13 protein-coding genes are annotated in these 19,846 nt (G+C 70.2%); 6 read left to right on the forward strand and 7 right to left on the reverse strand.

Features of this window, described 5'->3' with window-relative positions; translation table 11 throughout:
* Positions 1-12 precede the first annotated feature (12 nt).
* Both ACTMVF_RS36995 and ACTMVF_RS37000 read left to right on the forward strand, forming a co-directional pair.
* A complete protein-coding gene (locus tag ACTMVF_RS36995; protein WP_441275456.1) occupies positions 13-1,137 on the forward strand; it encodes an NAD(P)H-dependent flavin oxidoreductase in 1,125 nt (374 codons plus the stop codon).
* Complete coding sequence (locus ACTMVF_RS37000) at positions 1,134-2,693, forward strand: acyl-CoA synthetase (RefSeq protein WP_441275457.1); 1,560 nt, start codon at positions 1,134-1,136, stop codon at positions 2,691-2,693. Before ACTMVF_RS36995 ends, ACTMVF_RS37000 begins: the two co-directional genes overlap by 4 nt.
* A gap of 31 nt (positions 2,694-2,724) precedes the next feature.
* Here the strand turns inward: ACTMVF_RS37000 and ACTMVF_RS37005 are convergent, their stop codons facing one another.
* From ACTMVF_RS37005 to ACTMVF_RS37020, 4 genes are all read right to left on the reverse strand, one after another.
* Positions 2,725-5,634, reverse strand: coding sequence for an ATP-binding protein (locus ACTMVF_RS37005; RefSeq protein ID WP_441275458.1), 2,910 nt, complete (start codon positions 5,632-5,634; stop codon positions 2,725-2,727).
* 187 nt (positions 5,635-5,821) lie between these two features.
* Positions 5,822-6,829: a (-)-alpha-amorphene synthase gene (locus tag ACTMVF_RS37010; protein ID WP_441275459.1), complete on the reverse strand. Its 1,008-nt coding sequence runs from the start codon at positions 6,827-6,829 to the stop codon at positions 5,822-5,824.
* Positions 6,813-8,411 carry a cytochrome P450 gene (locus ACTMVF_RS37015; RefSeq protein WP_441275572.1) on the reverse strand — a complete coding sequence of 533 codons (1,599 nt, stop codon included), beginning with the start codon at positions 8,409-8,411 and terminating at the stop codon, positions 6,813-6,815. The genes ACTMVF_RS37010 and ACTMVF_RS37015 overlap by 17 nt, the downstream gene beginning before the upstream one ends.
* A 103-nt stretch (positions 8,412-8,514) precedes the next feature.
* Entirely contained in the window at positions 8,515-10,950 is a 2,436-nt protein-coding gene (locus tag ACTMVF_RS37020; protein ID WP_441275460.1) for a penicillin acylase family protein, read from the reverse strand.
* A gap of 121 nt (positions 10,951-11,071) precedes the next feature.
* Here ACTMVF_RS37020 and ACTMVF_RS37025 point away from each other — a divergent pair, with 121 nt between their 5' ends.
* Positions 11,072-12,571: an acyl-CoA synthetase gene (locus ACTMVF_RS37025; RefSeq protein ID WP_441275461.1), complete on the forward strand. Its 1,500-nt coding sequence runs from the start codon at positions 11,072-11,074 to the stop codon at positions 12,569-12,571.
* On the opposite strand, the gene paaK is transcribed toward ACTMVF_RS37025, so the two are convergent.
* Positions 12,568-13,863: a phenylacetate--CoA ligase PaaK gene (gene paaK / locus ACTMVF_RS37030; RefSeq protein WP_441275462.1), complete on the reverse strand. Its 1,296-nt coding sequence runs from the start codon at positions 13,861-13,863 to the stop codon at positions 12,568-12,570. The two genes, ACTMVF_RS37025 and paaK, sit on opposite strands and share 4 nt — an antisense overlap.
* A gap of 163 nt (positions 13,864-14,026) precedes the next feature.
* On the opposite strand from paaK, the gene ACTMVF_RS37035 reads away from it, so the two are divergent.
* The 3 genes from ACTMVF_RS37035 to ACTMVF_RS37045 are packed head-to-tail and all read left to right on the forward strand — an operon-like array spanning position 14,027 to position 16,703.
* Positions 14,027-14,896, forward strand: coding sequence for an alpha/beta fold hydrolase (locus tag ACTMVF_RS37035; protein ID WP_441275463.1), 870 nt, complete (start codon positions 14,027-14,029; stop codon positions 14,894-14,896).
* A gap of 43 nt (positions 14,897-14,939) precedes the next feature.
* Positions 14,940-15,425, forward strand: coding sequence for a cation:proton antiporter regulatory subunit (locus ACTMVF_RS37040; RefSeq protein ID WP_302003215.1), 486 nt, complete (start codon positions 14,940-14,942; stop codon positions 15,423-15,425).
* A gap of 6 nt (positions 15,426-15,431) precedes the next feature.
* Positions 15,432-16,703, forward strand: coding sequence for a cation:proton antiporter (locus ACTMVF_RS37045; protein WP_441275464.1), 1,272 nt, complete (start codon positions 15,432-15,434; stop codon positions 16,701-16,703).
* A gap of 658 nt (positions 16,704-17,361) precedes the next feature.
* Here the strand turns inward: ACTMVF_RS37045 and ACTMVF_RS37050 are convergent.
* Together ACTMVF_RS37050 and ACTMVF_RS37055 are read right to left on the reverse strand one after the other, a co-directional pair.
* Positions 17,362-17,769: a hypothetical protein gene (locus tag ACTMVF_RS37050; protein ID WP_441275465.1), complete on the reverse strand. Its 408-nt coding sequence runs from the start codon at positions 17,767-17,769 to the stop codon at positions 17,362-17,364.
* Between the two features lie 139 nt (positions 17,770-17,908).
* Positions 17,909-19,756: a sulfatase gene (locus tag ACTMVF_RS37055; RefSeq protein WP_441275466.1), complete on the reverse strand. Its 1,848-nt coding sequence runs from the start codon at positions 19,754-19,756 to the stop codon at positions 17,909-17,911.
* Positions 19,757-19,846: the final 90 nt, after the last annotated feature.

The following is a 19,846-nucleotide window of genomic DNA, read 5'->3' on the forward strand; positions in this document are numbered from 1 at the left end:
CATCCTGCGCCCATGCAGACGGAGCTGAGCAAGAAACTGGGAGTCGAGCACGCCATCTTCGGCTTCACGCCGTTCCCCGCCGTCGCCGCGGCCATCAGCCGGGCCGGCGGCTTCGGAGTGCTCGGCGCGGTCCGCTACACGGCCCCCGACGACCTCAAACGCGACCTCGACTGGATCGAGGCCCATGTCGACGGCAGGCCCTACGGCCTGGACGTCGTCATGCCCGCGAAGAAGGTGGAAGCCCCGAACGGTCACACGCTGACCGAGGCCGACGTCGAGGCGATGATCCCCGAGGGGCACCGGCAGTTCGTCAAGGACACCCTCGCCAAGTACGGCGTGCCCGAACTGGCCGAGGGGGAGGCGTCCGGCTGGCGTATCACCGGGTGGATGGAGCAGGTCGCCCGCACCCAGCTCGACGTCGCCTTCGACTACCCGATCAAGCTGCTCGCCAACGCCCTGGGCTCACCGCCCGCGGACGTCGTGCAGCGTGCCCATGACCGGGGTGTCCTGGTCGCCGCGCTCGCGGGCAGCGCCCGGCATGCCGTCAAGCACAAGGAGGGCGGCATCGACATCGTGGTCGCCCAGGGCTACGAGGCGGGCGGCCACACCGGCGAGATCGCCTCCATGGTGCTCACGCCGGAAGTGGTGGAAGCGGTCGACCCGCTGCCCGTACTGGCGGCCGGAGGGATCGGCAGCGGCCAACAGGTGGCTGCCGCACTAAGCCTCGGCGCCCAGGGTGTGTGGCTCGGCTCCATATGGCTGACGACCACAGAGGCCGAACTCCCCTCACCCAAGCTCATCGAGAAGTTGCTGGCCGCCGGCTCGGGCGACACCGTGCGCTCCCGCGCCCTGACCGGCAAGCCCGCACGTCAGCTGCGCACCGAGTGGACCGACGCCTGGGACGACACGAACGGGCCCGGCACCCTCCCCATGCCCCTGCAGGGCCTGCTCGTCGCCGAGGCCGTCTCCCGCATCCAGAAGTACGAGGTCGAGCCGCTGCTCGGCACGCCCGTCGGCCAGATCGTGGGCCGGATGAACAGCGAACGCAGCGTCCAGGCCGTCGTCGACGACCTCACCCGCGGCTTCGAGCGAGCCGTCGATCGCATCAACCGCATCGCCGGAAGGAGCGGCCAGTGACGAGCACGAGCACACCCCCGGCAGGCTTCTGGGCCCAGGCAGCGGCCGACCCCGACCGCACGGTCCTCGTCGCCCCCGACGGCGAGGAGTGGACCGCCGGCCGACTGCACGCCGCCGCCAACCGCCTCGTCCACGGCCTGCGCGCGGCCGGCCTGGAACGCGGCGACGCCTTCGCCGTCGTGCTGCCCAACAGCGCCGAGTTCTTCACCGCGTACCTCGCCGCCAGCCAGGCCGGGTTCTACCTGGTCCCCATCAACCACCACTTCGTCGGCCCCGAGATCGCCTGGATCGTCGCCGACTCCGGCGCCAAGGTGCTCCTCGCCCACGAACGCTTCGCCGCCCCCGCGCGCCACGCCGCCGACGAGGCCGGCCTTCCCGGCACCCACCGGTACGCCATCGGCACGGTCGAGGGATTCCGGCCGTACGCCGAACTCCTCGACGGACAGCCGGAGTCGGCGCCGGCGGATCGCGAGCTGGGCTGGGTCATGAACTACACCTCGGGCACCACCGGCCGCCCGCGCGGCATCCGGCGGCCACTGCCGGGCAAGGTCCCCGAGGAGGCGTACCTGGGCGGCTTCCTCGGCATCTTCGGCATCCGCCCGTTCGGTGACAACGTGCACCTGGTCTGCTCGCCGCTCTACCACACGGCCGTCCTCCAGTTCGCGGGCGCGTCCCTGCACATCGGCCACCGCCTCGTGCTGATGGACAAGTGGACGCCCGAGGAGATGCTCCGGCTGATCGACCGTGAGAAGTGCACCCACACCCACATGGTCCCGACCCAGTTCCACCGCCTGCTCGCCCTGCCCGAGGAGGTGCGGGCCCGCTATGACGTCTCCTCCATGCGGCACGCCATCCACGGCGCAGCCCCCTGCCCCGACCACGTGAAGCGGGCGATGCTCGACTGGTGGGGTCCGTGCGTGGAGGAGTACTACGCGGCCAGCGAGGGCGGCGGCGCCTTCGCCACCGCGGAGGACTGGCTGAAGAAGCCCGGCACGGTCGGCAAGGCCTGGCCCATCAGCGAACTGGCCATCTTCGACGACGACGGCAACCGGCTCCCGCCCGGCGAACTCGGCACCGTCTACCTGAAGATGAACACCGGCGGCTTCGCCTACCACAAGGACGAGGCCAAGACCAGGAAGAACCGCATCGGTGACTTCTTCACCGTCGGCGACCTCGGCTGTCTCGACGAGGACGGCTACCTCTTCCTCCGCGACCGCAAGATCGACATGATCATCTCGGGTGGGGTGAACATCTATCCCGCCGAGATCGAGTCCGTGCTGCTCCAACACCCCGCCGTCGCGGACGCCGCCGCCTTCGGCATCCCGCACGACGACTGGGGCGAGGAGGTCAAGGCCGTCGTCGAGCCCGCCCCCGGTCACGAACCGGGCCCTGCCCTCGCCGCGGCGATCCTCGACCACTGTGCCCAGCAACTCGCCGGCTACAAGCGGCCCAAGAGCGTCGACTTCATCACCGAGATGCCGCGCGATCCCAACGGCAAGCTGTACAAGCGGCGGTTGCGGGACCCGTACTGGGAGGGGCGGGCGCGACCCGTATGACCGCAGCCGACAGGGCCCGGGACAGGCGGCTTCAAGGCCGAGGGCGGGGCACGGACTCCAGGCACAGCGGGAGGCCGGTGGCGTCGGTGCCGATCTTGCGGTAGACGGAGGACAGCAAGTGCCGCACGCCCTGCTCGGTGAGGCGCAGTTCCTTGGCGACGACCGCCACCGGCTGGCCCTGGACGGTCAGTTCGGCGGTACGGCGTTCCTGGGAGGTCAAGGTGTCGGCTTGCGCGTACCGCAGTGGCAGCGGGCGCAGGCCGGCTGCGGACAGCTCCTCCCTGGCTCGGGCGGCGAGCGCCTCGGCCCCGCAGTGGACGGCACCTTCCAGACCTTGGTAGAGCCGATCGGCGGCCTCCTGGAGTCGCCCGTTGCGGGACAGCGCGCCGCCGTGGCCGACCAGGGCGCGGGCGAGTTCGTACGCTGACGGTGACTGCTCCAGGTGCTCGACGGCCTCCGCATACAGGTCGAGCGCCGCGGGACCGCCGGTCACCTCGGCGAGAGTGTGGAGGGCCTGGCCGATGGTGGAGGCAGCGCCGAAGTCCCGGGCGCGTTTGACGGCGTCCTGGGCGTGGGCGATCGCCTGGTCCGGTGCGGTCGGGGCCAGCGCGGACGCCAGCCGCAGCTGCCACGGGCACCAGGCGGGGTTGCGCCAGGCTCGCTGGTCCAGCCATTCCCCGACCGAGGACAGCAGCGCCGCTGCTTCGGCGTGCCGCTCCTCCGCCAGGAGCAGTTCCGCGTAGACGGTGCGAGGGTCTGGGTAGATGACGGCGTTCGGAGTCGTCTCACCGAAGTGATGCTCGTCGGCCAGTGCGCGAGCCTCAGTGACGCGCCCACGGGCCAGCAGGGTCTGGATCAGAATGCCGACGGCGAACCACTGGGCGGGCACGGCCCCTTCCACCTTGTCGGCGATGCGCAGACCCTCCCGTACGCGGTCCTCGGCCTCGGCCAGGCAGCCGCGACGGTAGCGGATGTAGCCGGCGAGGGTCTGGCCGAAGGCCAGGTGAGAACCGCGCCAGCCCTTGCGCGCGCACTCCTCGATGCCCTTGTTGAACAACTCCTCGGCCCGCCGGGGCTGGTCGCCGTACATGAACACCAGGGCGACCGAAACGGGCACCTCGAAGCCCCGGTTCTCGTCGGTCCAGCTCATGCCATCGCGCAGGGCCTTGTCGGCAAAGGTGAGGGCCGTCTGCCTGGGTTCGCCTCGCTTCACCGCGTCCCAGGCCCGCAGCCCCAGGATGTAGCGCTCCTCCAGTCTGCGACCGGGCAACTGCTCGGCCAGACGCGTCAGCGTTCGAGAGCGGGCGGGTGAGTCCGGGTCGTCGGTTCGGACCATGCTCCACACGAAGTGATCGGCCTGCATACGTAGTTTGACGCGCGGATTTGTGGCCTTGCGCGCCTCCTGGGCGGCCACGTCCACGGCCTCGGCCAGCTGGTCGGTGTGGGCCAGGGCCTGCGTCAGCCGATAGACGATGGAGGCGCGCAGATCGGGGTCGACGTCGGGTTCCGCCAGCGCCTGGCGCAGATGCCGCACCGTGGCCGTGGGCTCGATCAGGAACGTGGAGCACGCGAGCTCGTGAAGGACCGCGGCACGCTCCTCGGGAAGGGGCGGCTCCTGCAAGGCGCGGGTCAACAGACGCCGAGCGGCCTCGGTGGCCCCGGCGCGAAGGTATTCACGAGCGGCCTCGCGCAGACACGCGACCGCCTCGGGGTTGCCTTCGCATGGGACCTCCAGCAGATGCCGGGCGGCGGCGGTGGGGCCGTACCCCGCGGCCAGGACGGCCTCCGCGGCGGCGTTGTGGAGACCGACCCGGAAGGCTGAGCGGATGGACCGGTAGATCGTGGTGGCGATCAGTGGGTGGACGAACTCGATTTCACCCCCGGGACCGTGACCGCCGGCCAGGATCCGGGCGGCGCGCAACTGCTGGATCGCCTCGGCGACGGCCTCGTCGCCGAGCACCGCGATCGTCGCGGCGAGCTGTGGGGAGAAGGGCGAACCCAGTACGGCCGCGATGTGCGCGAAGCGGATGGTCGTCGTGTCGAGTCCTTCAAGACGCTCGATCAGTCCCGGACCCTTGACAGCCGCAGCGAGTTCACGCATCGCGGGCAGGTCGTCCTCGGTGCCCCTCAGGTTCCGTTCGCCGAGTCCGATGGCGAGCTCCACCGCTTCGAAGGGGCTGCCGCCGGTGGCCGACCAGCACTCCTTGCAGAACCGGTCCACGGCTCCCTCCCCGACTTCCTGCCTGACGATCCGCGCCACGCCGTCGGCGCTGAGCCGGTCCAGGGCGTGGGGGCGGCCCCCGTGGCGTCCGACGAGTGTGCGGAGTTCCTCCGCCTCGGGCGGCAGTTCGTCGGGGCGATAGGCGAGCACGATCAGCAGCGGAAGGTCCTCCACCCGTGGCGCGAAGGAGGAGAGCCAGGTGAGGGACTCGGCGTCCGCCCAGTGCAGGTCGTCCAGGAGCAGGACGACGGGCGGCTTCCTCACCGTGAGGCGCGTCATGACCCAGTCGAGACCTTCGCGGACCCCGGTCGGGTCCGGCGGGGGGACGGGGCCGCGTGCCTCGAGACCGAGCGCGGCGGCGACGATGTCGTACCAACTGCCCATGAAGGTACGGAGTTCCGCCCTGTCCATCGTCGCCAGGGAAGGCTGCATGAGCTGGCGTACCACGCGGAACGCCAGCCCCTGCTCCTTCTCGCCGCCCCGGCCCGAGAGCACGGTGAACCCGTGCTCCGCAGCCCGGGAGCGGGCTGCCCTGACGAGTGCTGTCTTGCCCAGTCCGGCCGACCCTGTGAAGGCGAGCAGCCCCCTGCGCCGTGCTCGCGAAACCCCGTCCGTGGTGCTCCGCAGCTCCTTGAAAGCGGCGTCGAGGGCATGAAGTTCCCCCTGCCGTTCGATCAACATCCGGTGCTCGGCGAGCGGGGGCCGCGGCTCCTTCGCCATGTGCCGTACCGCCTTAAGTAGTTCGGCCTCGGAGCAGCCGAGATTACGCCTCCTGGGGGTGCGGCAGGCCGGATTGTGCACCAACGGATGAATCATCGATCGAGGGGAATGAGAAGGCCCGTTTTACGGGTAGGAAATTCGGATGGGCCTGTTCCGGAGGGTCTCTCACCGAAGCGTGACGGGGCCGTCACGGGAGCGCCGGCACGCACGCCGCGTCCGCGTAGCGCGGCACGGTTCGGGACCAGTAGTAACAGCCCCGGATCCAGCCGATCATGCCCTCCACGTAGCCGACGCCCGCGGGGCTCAACTCCGGTTCGACCTGCGCGTAGAGCATCTGGAACTCCTTGATCGTGGCGTTGATCTGCTGGATGGCCAGCATGACGGCCGCCGGTAGCGAGCAGCGCTGTTCGCGCTGGTACGCGAGGGCCAAGTTGATCATTCCGCCTGTGCGTTGTTCCTTCACCGCGGAGAACAGGTCGGGTATCCACACCGCCGCGTCGGCGGACAACCGGCCCAGCCGGCGTACGACGGGGTCGTGGAGTTCGGCGAGGGTCAGCTCGTGCGGCTGAGCGGCCTCGCACAGCGGATAGAACGGCTCGACGCCCGCGGTCAGCGACCGTATCGACGTGCAGTGCCCGGTCCGCAGGGGGAGGGGGTCGGCCTGCGCGACCGCCTCGTACAACAGGCCGTGCACGTACTCACGGCTCTTCCACGCCCACCGCGCGGCCTGGGCCGGTGTGCACCGCTCCCGGACCTGCCGGTGGAGATCGGCCAGGGCCGCGCCGAGCGGAGTGCTGGGCGGCCGGCCGTCCCGCAGAATCGCGATGCTCTCGAACAGCATGGGCAGCAGCAGCCCCGGAGAGTGCCGACCGATTTCCTCCGCCCGGTCGTCGAAGACGAATTGATAGGCGATCTGATTGGCCACGATCTGCAGGAGACCGGAATCCATGGTGGGGCTGTTGTAGGAGGCGAGCTCGGCGGGGCGCGTGCGAGTGATCATCTCCGCTACCTCCGGTTCGTCGGTCAGTCCCCACGCGGCCAGCCACGCGTCTACGCCGGCCGTGGCTGCGGCTTCGTGGCGGTTCCGCATGAACGGGAAGGGCATGTGGAGGTGAGTGTCGATCAGTTCCTTGAGATTGGGTACCGGAGTTCCGTCCGGTACACCGACCGCGATTTCCTCATGCGTGGTCGACACCGCTGTCACCTGCCGTCCGGGAATCCGATACACGATGTGTGGCCGTGGGTTCGCAGGCCATGACCAGGGAACGCGGTCCCAGAGTGATCGCGGGGCGCGGTTTGGGTTCGACATGCCCGGGCAGATGACGCAGCCGCCAGCGGCCGGCGATGGTCGCGAGCGCCAGCGTGGCCTCCACCATGGAGAACTCGTCCCCGAGGCATTTGCGACTGCCCGCGGAGAACGGCATCATCGCGCGGCGCTGTACGGCGGTGACCTGCCCCGGCAACCAGCGGTCGGGGAGGAAACGGTCGGGGTCGGTGAACGACGAGGGGTCGTGGTGCAGGAGGTAGGGGCTGTACAGGACGGTGGCGCCTCGCGGCAGGCGACACCCTGCGAGTTCCGTCTCCTTGGTGGTGAGGCGGGTGAAGAGCCAGCCGGGCGAGGTGTGGCGCAGCGTCTCGGAGACGACGCACCGGGTGTAGACGAGGTGCTGCAGATCGTCGGGGCCGGGCCGCCGGCCTCCGGGGAGAACGGCGTCGAGCTCGGCGCGCAGACGGCGTTCCGCCACCGGATGGCGGGCCAACAGGCTGAAGGCGTCGGCCAGGCACAACGCGGGGGCCTCGACACCGGTGAGCAGGAGCGTGATGAGGTGATCGTGGACTTCCTGGTCGGTGATCGCCGCGGTTCCGCTCTCGCCCCGCGTGGCCGCGAACAACGTTCCCAGCACATCGTCGTGGCAGGCACCCCGGCGACGGTCCGCGATGGCGGCGTCGATGATCGCGTGCAGCCGATCGACCGCGCGCCGATAGCGGCGGTTGGCGGGGGTGGGGAGGCGGAACAGGGCGTCGATCGGCACGGCCGTGCGGACGAACAGGCCGCGGACGATGACGGTGAGACAGTCCCGCACCTCGGCGGCCGTCGCGTCGTTGAGTGAGTCGGACAGGAGGACGCGGCTGATCACCCGGGTCGTCAGCGCCGTCATCGCGTCACTGACGCCAACCGCCTGCCCGGCGGACCACGCGCGGCACACCGACTCGGCCTCCTCGCCGACCAGGTTCGCGTAGGTGGCGACGTGGGAAGGGCGAAAACCGGGTTGCAGCAGCCTGCGCTTGTCGCGATGCGCGGGTTGGCGGCAGGTGACGAGACCGTCGCCCATCAGCTTCCCGAGCTTGTCGTAGAGCGGGCCCCCTTTGTCGAAGGTGTGCGGGTCCTTGAGCATCTCGTGGACCAGGTTCGGGTGACACACCATCCAGGCGCGCTGAGGGCCCAGTCGTATCTCGACCAGATCCCCGTAGGAGGGCAAAGAATTCAGAAACGCCAGCGGTTGACGGAACAACGCGATACCGTGACCGAAGATGGGGAATATGCCTGGAGCAGTACCTGTCCGCCATACTCGCTCCTGTTCAGGCGCAGCACGGGTCATAGGAATCCTCCTGTTTGACGCGACACGCAAAAATCGGTGAACGTGCCACGGACTTGACGCTTGAGACAAGTCCTGCCCAGTCCAAGCAGCAATCGCTTTCCGGAAGCCTTTCTCCAAAGGGGCGCACAGGAGCACGGAGAAGCAAAGGAAGCATTCACTCAAGGGCAGTTGGTGCATGGTGCGGCTACGGGTGAATTTCACCTGTCACTTCTATGTGGTCCCGCCCCATGTGGTCCCGCCCCATGTGGTCCCGCCCCATGTGGGACGGGACCACAGTCGCTCAGCGTTCGCGCACGTGGATGACCTTCAGGACGGGTGACGACAGGATGTCCTTCTCGCAGAACCGTGCGGTCACCCACTTCTCACCCGAGAACAACCGGGTCTGGTCGCTGAAGTGGGGCGAGTCCGGGTTCGAGGACTGGGAGTACGTCAGCAGCGTACGTACGACCGGGCAGCGGCCGCCGTCCCAGCCCACCGCCTGGATGTGGCTGGAGCCGGTCGTCACCTCCCGATAGCCGCCGCGCACCTGGTCCCACACCGGCTCGATCTTGTTCCACACACCGAGCCCTTCCGTGCCGCCCGGAACGGGGATGCGCTGACCGTTCCGTACGACGAACTGGTGCTCACCGAGGCGGGAGTCGAGCGCGATGCCCGCCGCTCGGAGTTCGGCCACCGTGTCCGCGAGGGCCACGGCGAAGCCGGGGGCGGCGGTGTTGAGGGTGTTCGGTGTACGCACCGGGTCCGCCGCCGAGAAGGGCACCTTCCAGCGCTGGGCGGCCGGCACCTTCGCCGTCAGCTTTCGCCAGAACCGGTCGAAGAGCAGGGCGCCCCGGCTGCCGGTGTCCATGGCGCGATCCCAGGCCGCGAGCGTCGAACACGCCTCGGTGACGTCAACGGCCTTGCCGTCACTGCCTGTTGCCGTCCCGCCCGGCAGCGCGGCACACGCCGTCGCCGTGTCGGCCGCGGCCAGGTCGGCGGTCGGCACCCGGTTCGCGAACTGCTGCCGCTCCAGATCCCGGACGGTCAGCCCGCCGCGCTCGGCCATCGCCGCGACGTCCTCGATCGCTCCCCGCGTGCGCGGCGAGCGCTGGGTGCCGATGGTGCCGAAGACCCGCTCGTATCCGGTGAGCGGCCGGTCGGCGTTGGCCAGCCACGCACTGTCGTTGGAGTTCTCCGCGTATGGCGCGTCCTTCAGCGTCGGCATGCGCGCGGGCCCGAAGGTACCTGACTGGACGGCGTCGGTGTCGCGCCCCAGGGCGCAGTCACCCCGGGAGCCGTCGAGGACGGCGAGGCCCGCAGCCGGGTAGGTGACCTTGCCGAGGTCCGTGGAACAGCGCGCCGCGACGTCGTCGGTGATCCGGGGCAGCACCTGCGACTGGGTGTACAGGGAGTGTCCCGAGGAGTCCGCGGCGATGGTGTTCACCCACGGGACCCCCTGGTGCCGGGCGAGGGACGCGAGGACGTCGGCGGTGCCGCGCGCCTTGCTGAAGCCGAGCGAGGTGTCGGCGAAGCGCAGGTTGGCGGCGTTGGGATCGTTGAGCGCGTAGGCCGTGGTCGCGGTCCAGGGGAGCGGGAGTTCGCCGTCGGAGGAGGCCACGACCGGGCCGTACCGGGTCCACCACTGGGTGCGGGTCACCGGGGCGCCGTCCTTGACCGCGACGGTCACGGTCCGCTTCTTCATCCGCTCGGGTTTGCCGTCCACCCGATAGACGGTGGGGTCGCCCGGATCCAGCGTCAGCCGGTGCAGATTGAATGGGACTCCGGTCGACACAGTGTGGCTCCACGCCACATGTGCGTTGTAGCCGATGGAGATCGTCGGCGAGCCCAGCAGCGAAGCTCCGGCGACGTCGAGCTCGCCGGGAATCGTCTGCTGCGCCTGCCAGAAGCGGCGTCCGCCGTGCCACGGGTAGTGCGGGTTGCCCAGCAACAGACCGCGCCCGTTGGCTGTGGTGTCACCGTGGAAGGCGACCGCGTTCGACCCCAAGTCCGCGTCGGCCGTCCGCTCGCGCACGGCCCGGATCAGCGCCTCGGCGTCCGGGCCGGCCCCGATGTCCTGGCCACGGGCGGTGGATCCGGTGGGTGGCTGGGCGGAGCTGATGTCGTCCACGGCGCCGCCCTGGCCGCCGAGCACGGCGATGGCGTAGAACCGGGCGGCCACGTCCAGCGAGGTGACCGGCCGCACCCAGGCGGCCCCCTTGCACGCGGGGTCGGTGATCCGGCTCTGCTTCAGCCAGGTGTTGTACCCGGCCGCGAAGCCCCGCATGAGGTCCTTGACCTGACGGCTCGGGCCGCGCGGTGCCGGTTCGGCGAGGAGCTTTTCCACTGTGCGTGTCTGGCGTACGCCTCGGAAGTACAGGTCGCTGGAGAGGTTCTTGGTGGCCGAGGACAGTGAGAAGTCGGTCTCCGCGTCCGGTCCGAAGAAGCGCGAGCGCTCGCCGCGCACGGTCACGAACCCGTCGGCGAGCGTGCACACCTGGTCGGCGGCCTGCGCCCAACCGGTGCCGAAACCGAGGGACGCGTAGTCCTTGGCGAGGATGTGCGGAATGCCGTACTCGGTATAGCGGACGGCGGCGGACAGACCGCCGTGCGAGAGGTGTTCGTGCCGATCCTGCCGGTCGTGCCGGTCCTGCCGCTCGGCCGCGGTCGCGGGCAGCCCGGCCGTGGCGGCGAGCAAGGCGACGGCCGCGACGACGAGGCGTCTGGGACGGGTGCGCATCGTGCCTCCCAACGTCATTGAGGGAAGGAACCGTTGAGCGTACCAACGGGTATGTGCCCCCGGTGAGGTGACGTGCCGTCCTGCTTGACCTGTCTGTGCGGCACACCGAGGATCATGTGTCATGACGCCAGGACACGGCAGCACGGTTGACGGAGTACTGAGCCGCAGCGCCCGACGCACCCCCACGCGCGTCGCGGTCGACCACCGCGGCCGCACCTGGACGTACGAGGAACTCGACGAGGCCGTGTCGCGCGCGGCGAGCGTCCTCCTCGGCCAGGGGCTCACCCCCGGCGACCGGGTCGGCGCCTACGGCCACAACTCGGACGCCTATCTGATCGCCTTCCTCGCCTGCGCCCGCGCGGGCCTCGTCCACGTCCCGGTCAACCACAACCTCACCGGCGACGACCTCGCGTACATCGTCGGCCAGTCCGGCAGCTCCCTGGTCCTCACGGACCCGGACCTGGCGGATCGACTCCCGGACGGCGTCCCTACCTTGCCTTTGCGTGACGCCGACGACTCACTGCTGGCGCGGCAGGCCACGGCGCCCGCCCACGACGGCCCGGAGCCGCGCGGTGAGGACCTGGTGCAACTGCTCTACACCTCGGGCACGACCGCCCTGCCGAAGGGCGCGATGATGACCCACCGCGCCCTGGTCCACGAGTACCTGAGCGCGATCGCCGCCCTCGATCTGAGCGCCGGCGACCGCCCCGTCCACTCGCTGCCGCTGTACCACTCGGCGCAGATGCACGTGTTCCTCCTGCCGTACCTGGCGGTCGGCGCCACGAACATCATCCTGGACGGGCCCGACGGCGATCAGCTCTTCGATCTGATCGAAGCGGGCCGCGCGGACAGCCTGTTCGCCCCGCCCACCGTGTGGATCGGCCTGGCGGGCCGCCCCGACTTCGCGACCCGCGACCTGGACGGCCTGCGCAAGGCGTACTACGGCGCCTCGATCATGCCGGTCCCGGTACTGGAGCGGCTGCGTGAGCGGTGGCCCGAGCTCGCCTTCTACAACTGCTTCGGCCAGAGCGAGATCGGCCCGCTGGCCACGGTGCTGGCCCCCGACGAACACAAGGGCCGCATGGACTCCTGCGGCCGTACCGTCCTCTTCGTCGACGCCCGTGTGGTCGACGACAACGGCGAGGACGTGCCCGACGGCACGCCCGGTGAGATCGTCTACCGCTCCCCGCAGCTGTGCGAGGGCTACTGGGACAAGCCCGAGGAGACCGCCGAGGCCTTCAGGGACGGCTGGTTCCACTCCGGTGACCTCGCGGTGCGCGACGCACACGGCTACTTCACCATCGTCGACCGGGTGAAGGACGTCATCAACTCCGGTGGCGTACTGGTCGCTTCACGCCAGGTCGAGGATGCGCTGTACACGCACGAGGGCGTCGCCGAGGTCGCCGTCATCGGCCTGCCCGACGAGCGGTGGATCGAGGCGGTCACCGCGGTCGTCGTCCCACGCGGCGAGGTGACCGAGGCCGAACTTATCGAGCACGCGCGCGAGAAGCTCGCCCACTTCAAGGCGCCCAAGCGGGTGGTGTTCGTGGACGAGCTGCCACGCAACGCGAGCGGGAAGATCCTCAAGCGGGAGCTGCGGGACCGGTTTGCCGAGGGTTAGCGGGGGCGCAGGTCCTGGATCCGCCGGATCTTGCCCACGGACCTCTCCAGCGACTCCGGTTCGACGATCTCCACGGCGACCGACACCCCGATGCCGTCCTTCACGGCCGCCGCGATGGCCTGCGCGGCGGCGTCCCGCGTCTCGGGTGACGCGTCGCGGCGGGCTTCCGCCCGCACCGTGAGGGCGTCGAGACGGCCCTCCCGGGTGAGACGCAGCTGGAAGTGGGGTGCCACGCCCGGCGTCCGGAGCACGATCTCCTCGATCTGCGTGGGGAAGAGGTTGACCCCGCGCAGGATGACCATGTCGTCACTGCGCCCGGTGATCTTCTCCATCCGCCGGAACGCCCGGGCGGTCCCCGGCAGCAGCCGCGTCAGGTCCCGGGTGCGGTAGCGGATGACGGGCATCGCCTCCTTGGTGAGCGAGGTGAAGACCAGTTCGCCCTCCTCACCGTCGGGCAGCACCTCGCCGCTGATCGGGTCGACGATCTCCGGGAAGAAGTGGTCCTCCCACACATGGAGCCCGTCCTTGGTCTCCACACACTCCTGCGCCACCCCCGGCCCGATCACCTCGGACAGCCCGTATATGTCGACGGCGTCGATCGCGAACCGCTCCTCGATCTCCTGACGCATCTGCTCCGTCCAGGGCTCGGCACCGAAGATGCCCACCTGCAGGGAGGTGGCGCGCGGATCGACGCCCTGCCGCTCGAACTCGTCGAGGAGGGTGAGCATGTAGGAGGGCGTCACCATGATGATCTCGGGCCCGAGGTCCTGGATCAGCTGGACCTGACGGGCCGTCATGCCGCCGGACGCCGGGATGACCGTACAGCCGAGCCGCTCGGCACCATAGTGTGCGCCGAGCCCACCGGTGAACAGCCCATAGCCGTACGCCACATGAACCTTGTCCCCGGGCCGCCCGCCCGCCGCCCGGATGGAGCGGGCCACCATGTCGGACCACAGGGAAAGGTCGGCGTCGGTGTAGCCGACGACCGTGGGGCGCCCGGTGGTGCCGCTGGAGGCATGGATGCGGCGAATACGGTCCTGCGGTACGGCGAACATCCCGTACGGGTAGTTCTCGCGCAGGTCGGCCTTGGTCGTGAACGGGAAGCGGGCCAGATCGGCGAGCGAGCGGCAGTCGTCGGGCCGTACGCCTGCTTTGTCGAAGGACTCCCGGTAGAACGGCACGTTGTCGTACGCGTGCCGCAGCGACGTCCGCAACCGCTCCAGCTGCAACGCCCGCAACGCCTCCGGGCCGAGCCGTTCCCCCGAGTCCAGCAGCTCCGTCGCATCCGCCATGGGGAGTTCTCCCTCGCCAACCGCGTCAATCCGGACGACCGATCATTCGGTCAGGGTGTTCGGGATCAGTAATCCAGGCGGCGAATGATCAGGCAAGGGGGCGGGCCGTACTTTCCGGCAACTCCGTTGCGGTGAAAGCACCTCGACGACCAGGATCGGCGCCATGCCGTTCTTCACCGCGACCGACGGGACCGAGATCGCCTACCACCTGCGGGGCGAGGGCGAACCGCTCGTCGTCCTCCCCGGCGGGCCGATGCGGGCCTCCGGCTACCTGGGTGACCTGGGCGGACTCGCCGCGCACCGACAGCTCGTGCTGCTCGACCTGCGGGGCACCGGGGACTCGGCCGTACCGGCGGATCCGGCGACGTACCGCTGCGACCACCTGGTGGACGACGTGGAGGTGTTGCGCGCCCACATGGGGCTGGCCCACATGGATGTGCTCGGGCACTCGGCGGGCGGCAGCCTCGCCATGCTGTACGCCGCCCGGTACCCGGAGCGGGTGTCGCGGCTGGCCCTGGTGACCGCGAATCCGTGGGCGCTGGGGATGCCGGCCACCGTCGAGGACCGGCTGGCCGCCGCTCGGCTGAGGGAGGGCGAGCCGTGGTTCGCGGAAGCCTTCCCGGCGTACCAGGCCTCGCTGGCGGGAGCCGGCGAGTTCTACCCGGTGTTCGCCCCCTTCTTCTACGGGCGCTGGGACGACGCGGCCAAGGAGCACGACGCGCGGGGCGACGACGAGTTCAACGACGAGGCCGCCGGCATCTACGGCTCCGACGGCGCCTACGACCCGCCCGCCACCCGCTCCGCGCTCTCCCGGCTCGCCGCCCCGGTCCTCGTCCTCGCGGGCGAACTCGACGTCGCCCCCGGCCCCGAGCTCGCCCACCGCACCGCCGACGTCTTCCCGAACGCCGAGGTCGCCGTGCAACCCGGCGCCGGGCACCACCCGTGGCTCGACGACGCGGAGTGGTTCGTACGGCGTCTCGTGACCTTCCTGGACGGGGGAGCGCCTGTCGGCCCGGGCCTCGGCAATGGTTAGGGTTTGGTAAAGACCGGACGCCTGAACGACTACAGGGGACCACGTGAGCGCTCCACGTCTGAGCAGTACGCCATTGCCCGGCATCGGGGTCCGCTACGACCTCACCACGCGCGAACAGCGCCGCCTGTCGGTGGTCGCCCACCGGGACGGATCACGGACGCTGAGCGCGTACCGCAAGGACGATCCGGACGCCTGCGCGCTGTCGGTACGGCTCACCTCGGGTGAGGCGGCCACGCTGATCGACGCGCTGATGCCGGCGCACCACAGCCCCAACCTGCTGTCCACCACCGAGCTGGGCCTGGTCGCCGAGCGGATCGAGCTGTCCGCCACGTCGCACTGGAACGGACGGCTGCTCGGCGAGACCCGGATGCGCACCGAGACCGGCGTGTCCATCGTGGCCGTGCTGCGCCGCGCCGAGGCCATCCCCTCGCCGACACCGGACTTCCGGCTGGCCGGCGGCGACACCCTGATCGTGATCGGCACCCGCGAGGGTGTGGAGACCGCCGCCGCGATACTCGGACGGGAGTGAACCGCGATGCACTCCTCCGCGGTCTTCCTCATCGAGTTCGGCGCGATCATCCTCGGCCTGGGCCTGCTGGGCCGGTTCGCCGGGCGTTTCCAGTTCTCGCCGATCCCCCTGTACCTGCTGGCCGGGCTCGCGTTCGGCGAGGGCGGGCTGCTTCCCCTGGGCACCAGCGAGGACTTCGTCGCCATCGGCGCCGAGATCGGCGTGATCCTGCTGCTGCTCATGCTCGGCCTCGAGTACACGGCCAGCGATCTGGTCTCCAACCTCAAGACCCAGTACCCGGCCGGTCTCGTCGATGCCGCGCTCAACGCCCTGCCGGGTGCCGTCATGGCGCTGCTGCTCGGCTGGGGACCGGTCGCCGCCGTCGTACTGGCCGGCGTCACCTGGATCTCCTCCTCCGGTGTCATCGCGAAGGTCCTCGGCGACCTCGGGCGGCTCGGCAATCGCGAGACACCGGTCGTCCTGAGCATCCTGGTCCTGGAAGACCTCTCCATGGCCGTCTATCTGCCGATCGTCACCGCCCTGCTCGCCGGTGCCGGACTCGCCGCGGGCAGCGTCACGCTCGCCATCGCGCTCGGCGTGGCGGGGCTCGTGCTGCTGCTCGCGGTGCGCTACGGCCGTCACATCTCCCGGTTCGTCTCCAGCGACGACCCCGAGAAGCTGCTGCTCGTCGTGCTCGGCCTGACCCTCGTCGTGGCCGGGCTGGCCCAGCAGCTCCAAGTCTCCGCCGCCGTCGGCGCGTTCCTGGTGGGCATCGCGCTGTCCGGCGAGGTGGCCGAGGGGGCGCACAACCTCCTGGCGCCCCTGCGGGACCTGTTCGCCGCCGTGTTCTTCGTCTTCTTCGGACTGCACACCGACCCCGCGAGCATCCCGCCGGTGCTGTTGCCCGCGCTCGCCCTGGCCGTAGTCACCGCGCTGACGAAGATCGCCACCGGCTACTGGGCCGCGAAACGCGCCGGGATCTCCGCGAAGGGTCGCTGGCGGGCGGGCGGAACGCTGGTGGCTCGCGGCGAGTTCTCCATCGTCATCGCCGGGCTCGCCGTCACCGCCGGCATCGAGCCGTCGCTGGGCCCGCTGGCCACCGCCTACGTGCTGATCCTGGTGATCGTGGGCCCGCTCACCGCCCGTTACACGGAACCCCTGGCGACCCGTCTGACGGCGCGTCTGGGCAGGAGTGCGCCGACGCGGCCGGCGGCCGCCGGGGGCGAGCCCGAGCTCGCCCCGACGGTAGAAGCGCCGCACGACGCGGTGGACGGCCAGGACGTGCTGGGTCGGTCATGAGCCGGGGGCCGGCGGCCTCGGCCGCGGGCCCGAGCCGGGCACTCCCAGGCGCTCCGCGTGGCTCAACTCCGGTCGGCTACCGTGCTCGGCCGGACGCGCCGCTGTGGACCCAACGTCCCGCACCGTCAAGGCAAATGGCATCACTTTGGCCTACCGCGCCTGGGCGCAGCGACCTGGCCCGGCACGGATCCGGGCGCGGGGCGGGAGGTGAACCGGTACGAGGTGATGCGCGACGAATACGAGCCTTTCTCGTCGCCCTCGGCCTCGATCGGTGGGATGCCGTGGGCCACTCGCTCGGCGGCGCGGGGCGCCTACCTCTTCGTGCAGCAGTTGCCCGCGATCGTACGTCGGCTGGTCCCGGAGGACGTACCGGCACCGTTCCCGCTCGACCGCCGCGCCCGCCCGTCGAACGGCCGGACGGGGAGGTGTCGTTCGGCTGGGCCATGGTGTGGGCGACCGACGAGCAGCACAGCGCCTCCGATCCTGTGTGGTGGGACCACATGGGTCGGATCACCATGCCGGTGCTGCTGATCGGGGGCGGCCCCACCAGCCTCATCCTTGCGGGAGCAGATCGCCGTACCAGCCGACCTGATCCCCGAGACCCGACTGGTGACCGTCGACACGGGACATCTGGGCTGGGGCGCGAGGGCGCCCCGCTTCAGCGGCTGAATCGACGCCGGTACACGACATATCCGGCGCCCAGAGCCACCGCACCGACGGCCAGGCCGGCTCCCAGTGCCACCTCGAAGTCCGCCGGCCCCGCGCTACCGCCCAGGCCGCCCCTGACGCCTTGGGTGGGGAGCGGCGTGCGTGTGGGGAGCGGTGTCGGGACGGCCGCGTGGCGGCGGGGCAGGACCTCACAGGCGATGCCGTCGTGCCTTCCCCGGTCCTCGTCCAGGCGATCGTGGTCACGCGGGTCGCGGTTGAACTGCGCCTGCGCATCTTCCTGGAAGGCGAAGTCGTTGCAGTCCATGTCGCTGGTGGCGTGGGCCATGTGTGCCGCCGGGCCGGCGGTGACGAGCACGGTGATCGCGGCTGTGCATATCGCGTGGATGCGTCTCTTCACGGGCGCTCCCTCTCGGTCCTTGCGGTCTCGACGACCGTCATTGCGACCGTAGGGACGCCACCCGCTCACCGGCGCGTCCTGCTACGCCATACGACTGCTCCGCACATCGGCGATGCCCGAACGGCCCAACCCCACGTGCTCAACCCCTCCGCGGCCCGTACGCCGTCATGAAACGGTCACGGAACTTGTCCATGCCCCAGGTCGGCGCGTTCTCCGCGGGCTTGAGGCCGTCGGTCCAGTGCCAGTCGGCGATCCTGTCCAGGACCTTCTGGTCGCGGGCGACGATGGTGACGGGGACGTCCTTGTTCGTGTCGCCCGCGGTGACGGTCGGGACGGGCTGGTGGTCGCCGAGGAAGACGAGGACCGTGTCGTCGGTGCCGTAGCGCTCGACCCATTCGGTGAGGCTGTGGAGCGAGTACTCGATGGCACGGCGGTACTCGGTGCGGACACGCTCGGGGTCCTTCCAGACCTCCTTGGGGTCCGTGCCCTCCTTCTTGATCTGGTGGAAGACCGAGCCGTCGCCGAGGTCGTCCCAGTCGACCATGCGGGCGATGGGGGACCAGGGGTTGTGGCTGGAGGCCAGGATGATCTCCGCCATGATCGGCTCGCGGTCCTTCTTGCCGTGCTCCAGACGCTGGAAGGCCTCCAGGCTGAACTGGTCGGGCACCGGCGTCCAGCTGAAGTAGGGGCCCTGGTAGCCCAGGTGCTCCGAGTCGTAGATGTGGTCGAGGGCGAAGTACTTGCCCTCCGGCCAGGCCCGCCGCACCCCGGGCACGACGCCGACCGTGCGCCACGCACCGGTCTTGCGGAAGTAGCTGTTCAGTGTCGCGCGGTCACTTGTGGTCAGACTCCGGTACCGCTGCTGGTTCTTGATCCAGAGACCGGACAGGAACGTGGAGTGGGCGAGCCAGCTGCCCGCTCCCGTCACCGGGGACTTCAGCCAGGCGCTGCGCGACTGGAACCCGGCCGCCTTGAGCGAGCTCGTCCCCTCCTTGAGCACCGCGTCGATCTGCGGCGCCATCGCCGGGTCGTCGATCGCGACCCGGCCGTAGCTCTCGATGAACGTGAACAGCACGTCCTTCCCGCGCAGCCCCGTCAGCAGCTGGTCCGGCGGTGTCTTCGCGAAGGCGTCCACCGCCGCCTGCTTCTCGAAGACCCGTCCGTCCGCGAGGCCCGCGCGCACCTGCTCGATACGGTTGTTGACGAGGTCGGCGTTGCCCTTCGTCGCGAGCGGAACGCTGGTGATCTGGATGCTCAGCGTCATGCAGGTGATCCACGCGGTGCCGAGGATCAGTGTCGTGCGGGCGGCGACGGCGCGATGGCGGACCATCAGGTTCGTCACCCGGACCATCGCGAGCGTCATGAGGACGAGCACCGCGACGATCAGGACGAGCACCCCGACCACCGCGAGTACCTGGCCGGTACGCCCGAAGGACTCCCGCACGAACTCCGTCGCGTCGTCGAGCAGGATCCAGTCCAGGACCAGGTCGAAGGGGCGCGCCAGGACCTGGTAGAAGCCCATGTCCACGAATTTCAGGACGGTGAGCAGGCCGAGGAGTGCGCCCGAGATCACCGCCGTCAGCCGCCGTGACCGCGTCGGCAGCGCCAGCAACAGGCCCGCGAGCAGGATTCCCTCGGCCGGGAGGCGGAAGAACGCCTCGGGGTTGAGTCGTTCGAGGCGGTTCGGCACGAGGAGCGCGAAGAGCAGCAGCACGCCGGCCAGGACCGTCGTCCCCACGGTGACGCCGTGTGCGGTACGGGGGTAGCGGCGACGCCAGCCGAACGAGCCGGGAGACGGGGAGCCGGACGGCTCCGCAGAGGGGCGCGTCGTTGTCTCGTCGGCCGCCTCGGTTGCCTGGGCCGTCTCGGCTGCGTCACGTGCGTGATGCGCGTCGGCTGCGTCGGTGGCCTCGGCCGCCTCGACTTGCTCTGTCGTCCCCGCTTCTTCCGTCTCCCGCGTTACTGCGTCTGTTGCCTCCTGCGACACCCGGAGGTCCTCCCGTGCGGTCTTGCGATGGCATGGCGAACAGCGCCCGGTGTTCGAGCCTGCCCCCACGAGTACGTCCGCACGTCACCT

It is taken from the genome of Streptomyces sp. SD31 (assembly GCF_052068475.1).
Taxonomy (GTDB): Bacteria; Actinomycetota; Actinomycetes; order Streptomycetales; family Streptomycetaceae; genus Streptomyces.

Coding starts and splice junctions, on each gene's coding strand:
- ACTMVF_RS37020 (WP_441275460.1), bottom strand. CDS start 10,950: ATGCGCACCCGTCCCAGACGCCTCGTCGTCGCGGCCGTCGCCTTGCTC.
- ACTMVF_RS37025 (WP_441275461.1), top strand. CDS start 11,072: ATGACGCCAGGACACGGCAGCACGGTTGACGGAGTACTGAGCCGCAGC.
- ACTMVF_RS37015 (WP_441275572.1), bottom strand. CDS start 8,411: ATGCACCAACTGCCCTTGAGTGAATGCTTCCTTTGCTTCTCCGTGCTC.
- ACTMVF_RS36995 (WP_441275456.1), top strand. CDS start 13: ATGCAGACGGAGCTGAGCAAGAAACTGGGAGTCGAGCACGCCATCTTC.
- ACTMVF_RS37045 (WP_441275464.1), top strand. CDS start 15,432: ATGCACTCCTCCGCGGTCTTCCTCATCGAGTTCGGCGCGATCATCCTC.
- ACTMVF_RS37005 (WP_441275458.1), bottom strand. CDS start 5,634: ATGGCGAAGGAGCCGCGGCCCCCGCTCGCCGAGCACCGGATGTTGATC.
- ACTMVF_RS37035 (WP_441275463.1), top strand. CDS start 14,027: ATGCCGTTCTTCACCGCGACCGACGGGACCGAGATCGCCTACCACCTG.
- paaK (WP_441275462.1), bottom strand. CDS start 13,863: ATGGCGGATGCGACGGAGCTGCTGGACTCGGGGGAACGGCTCGGCCCG.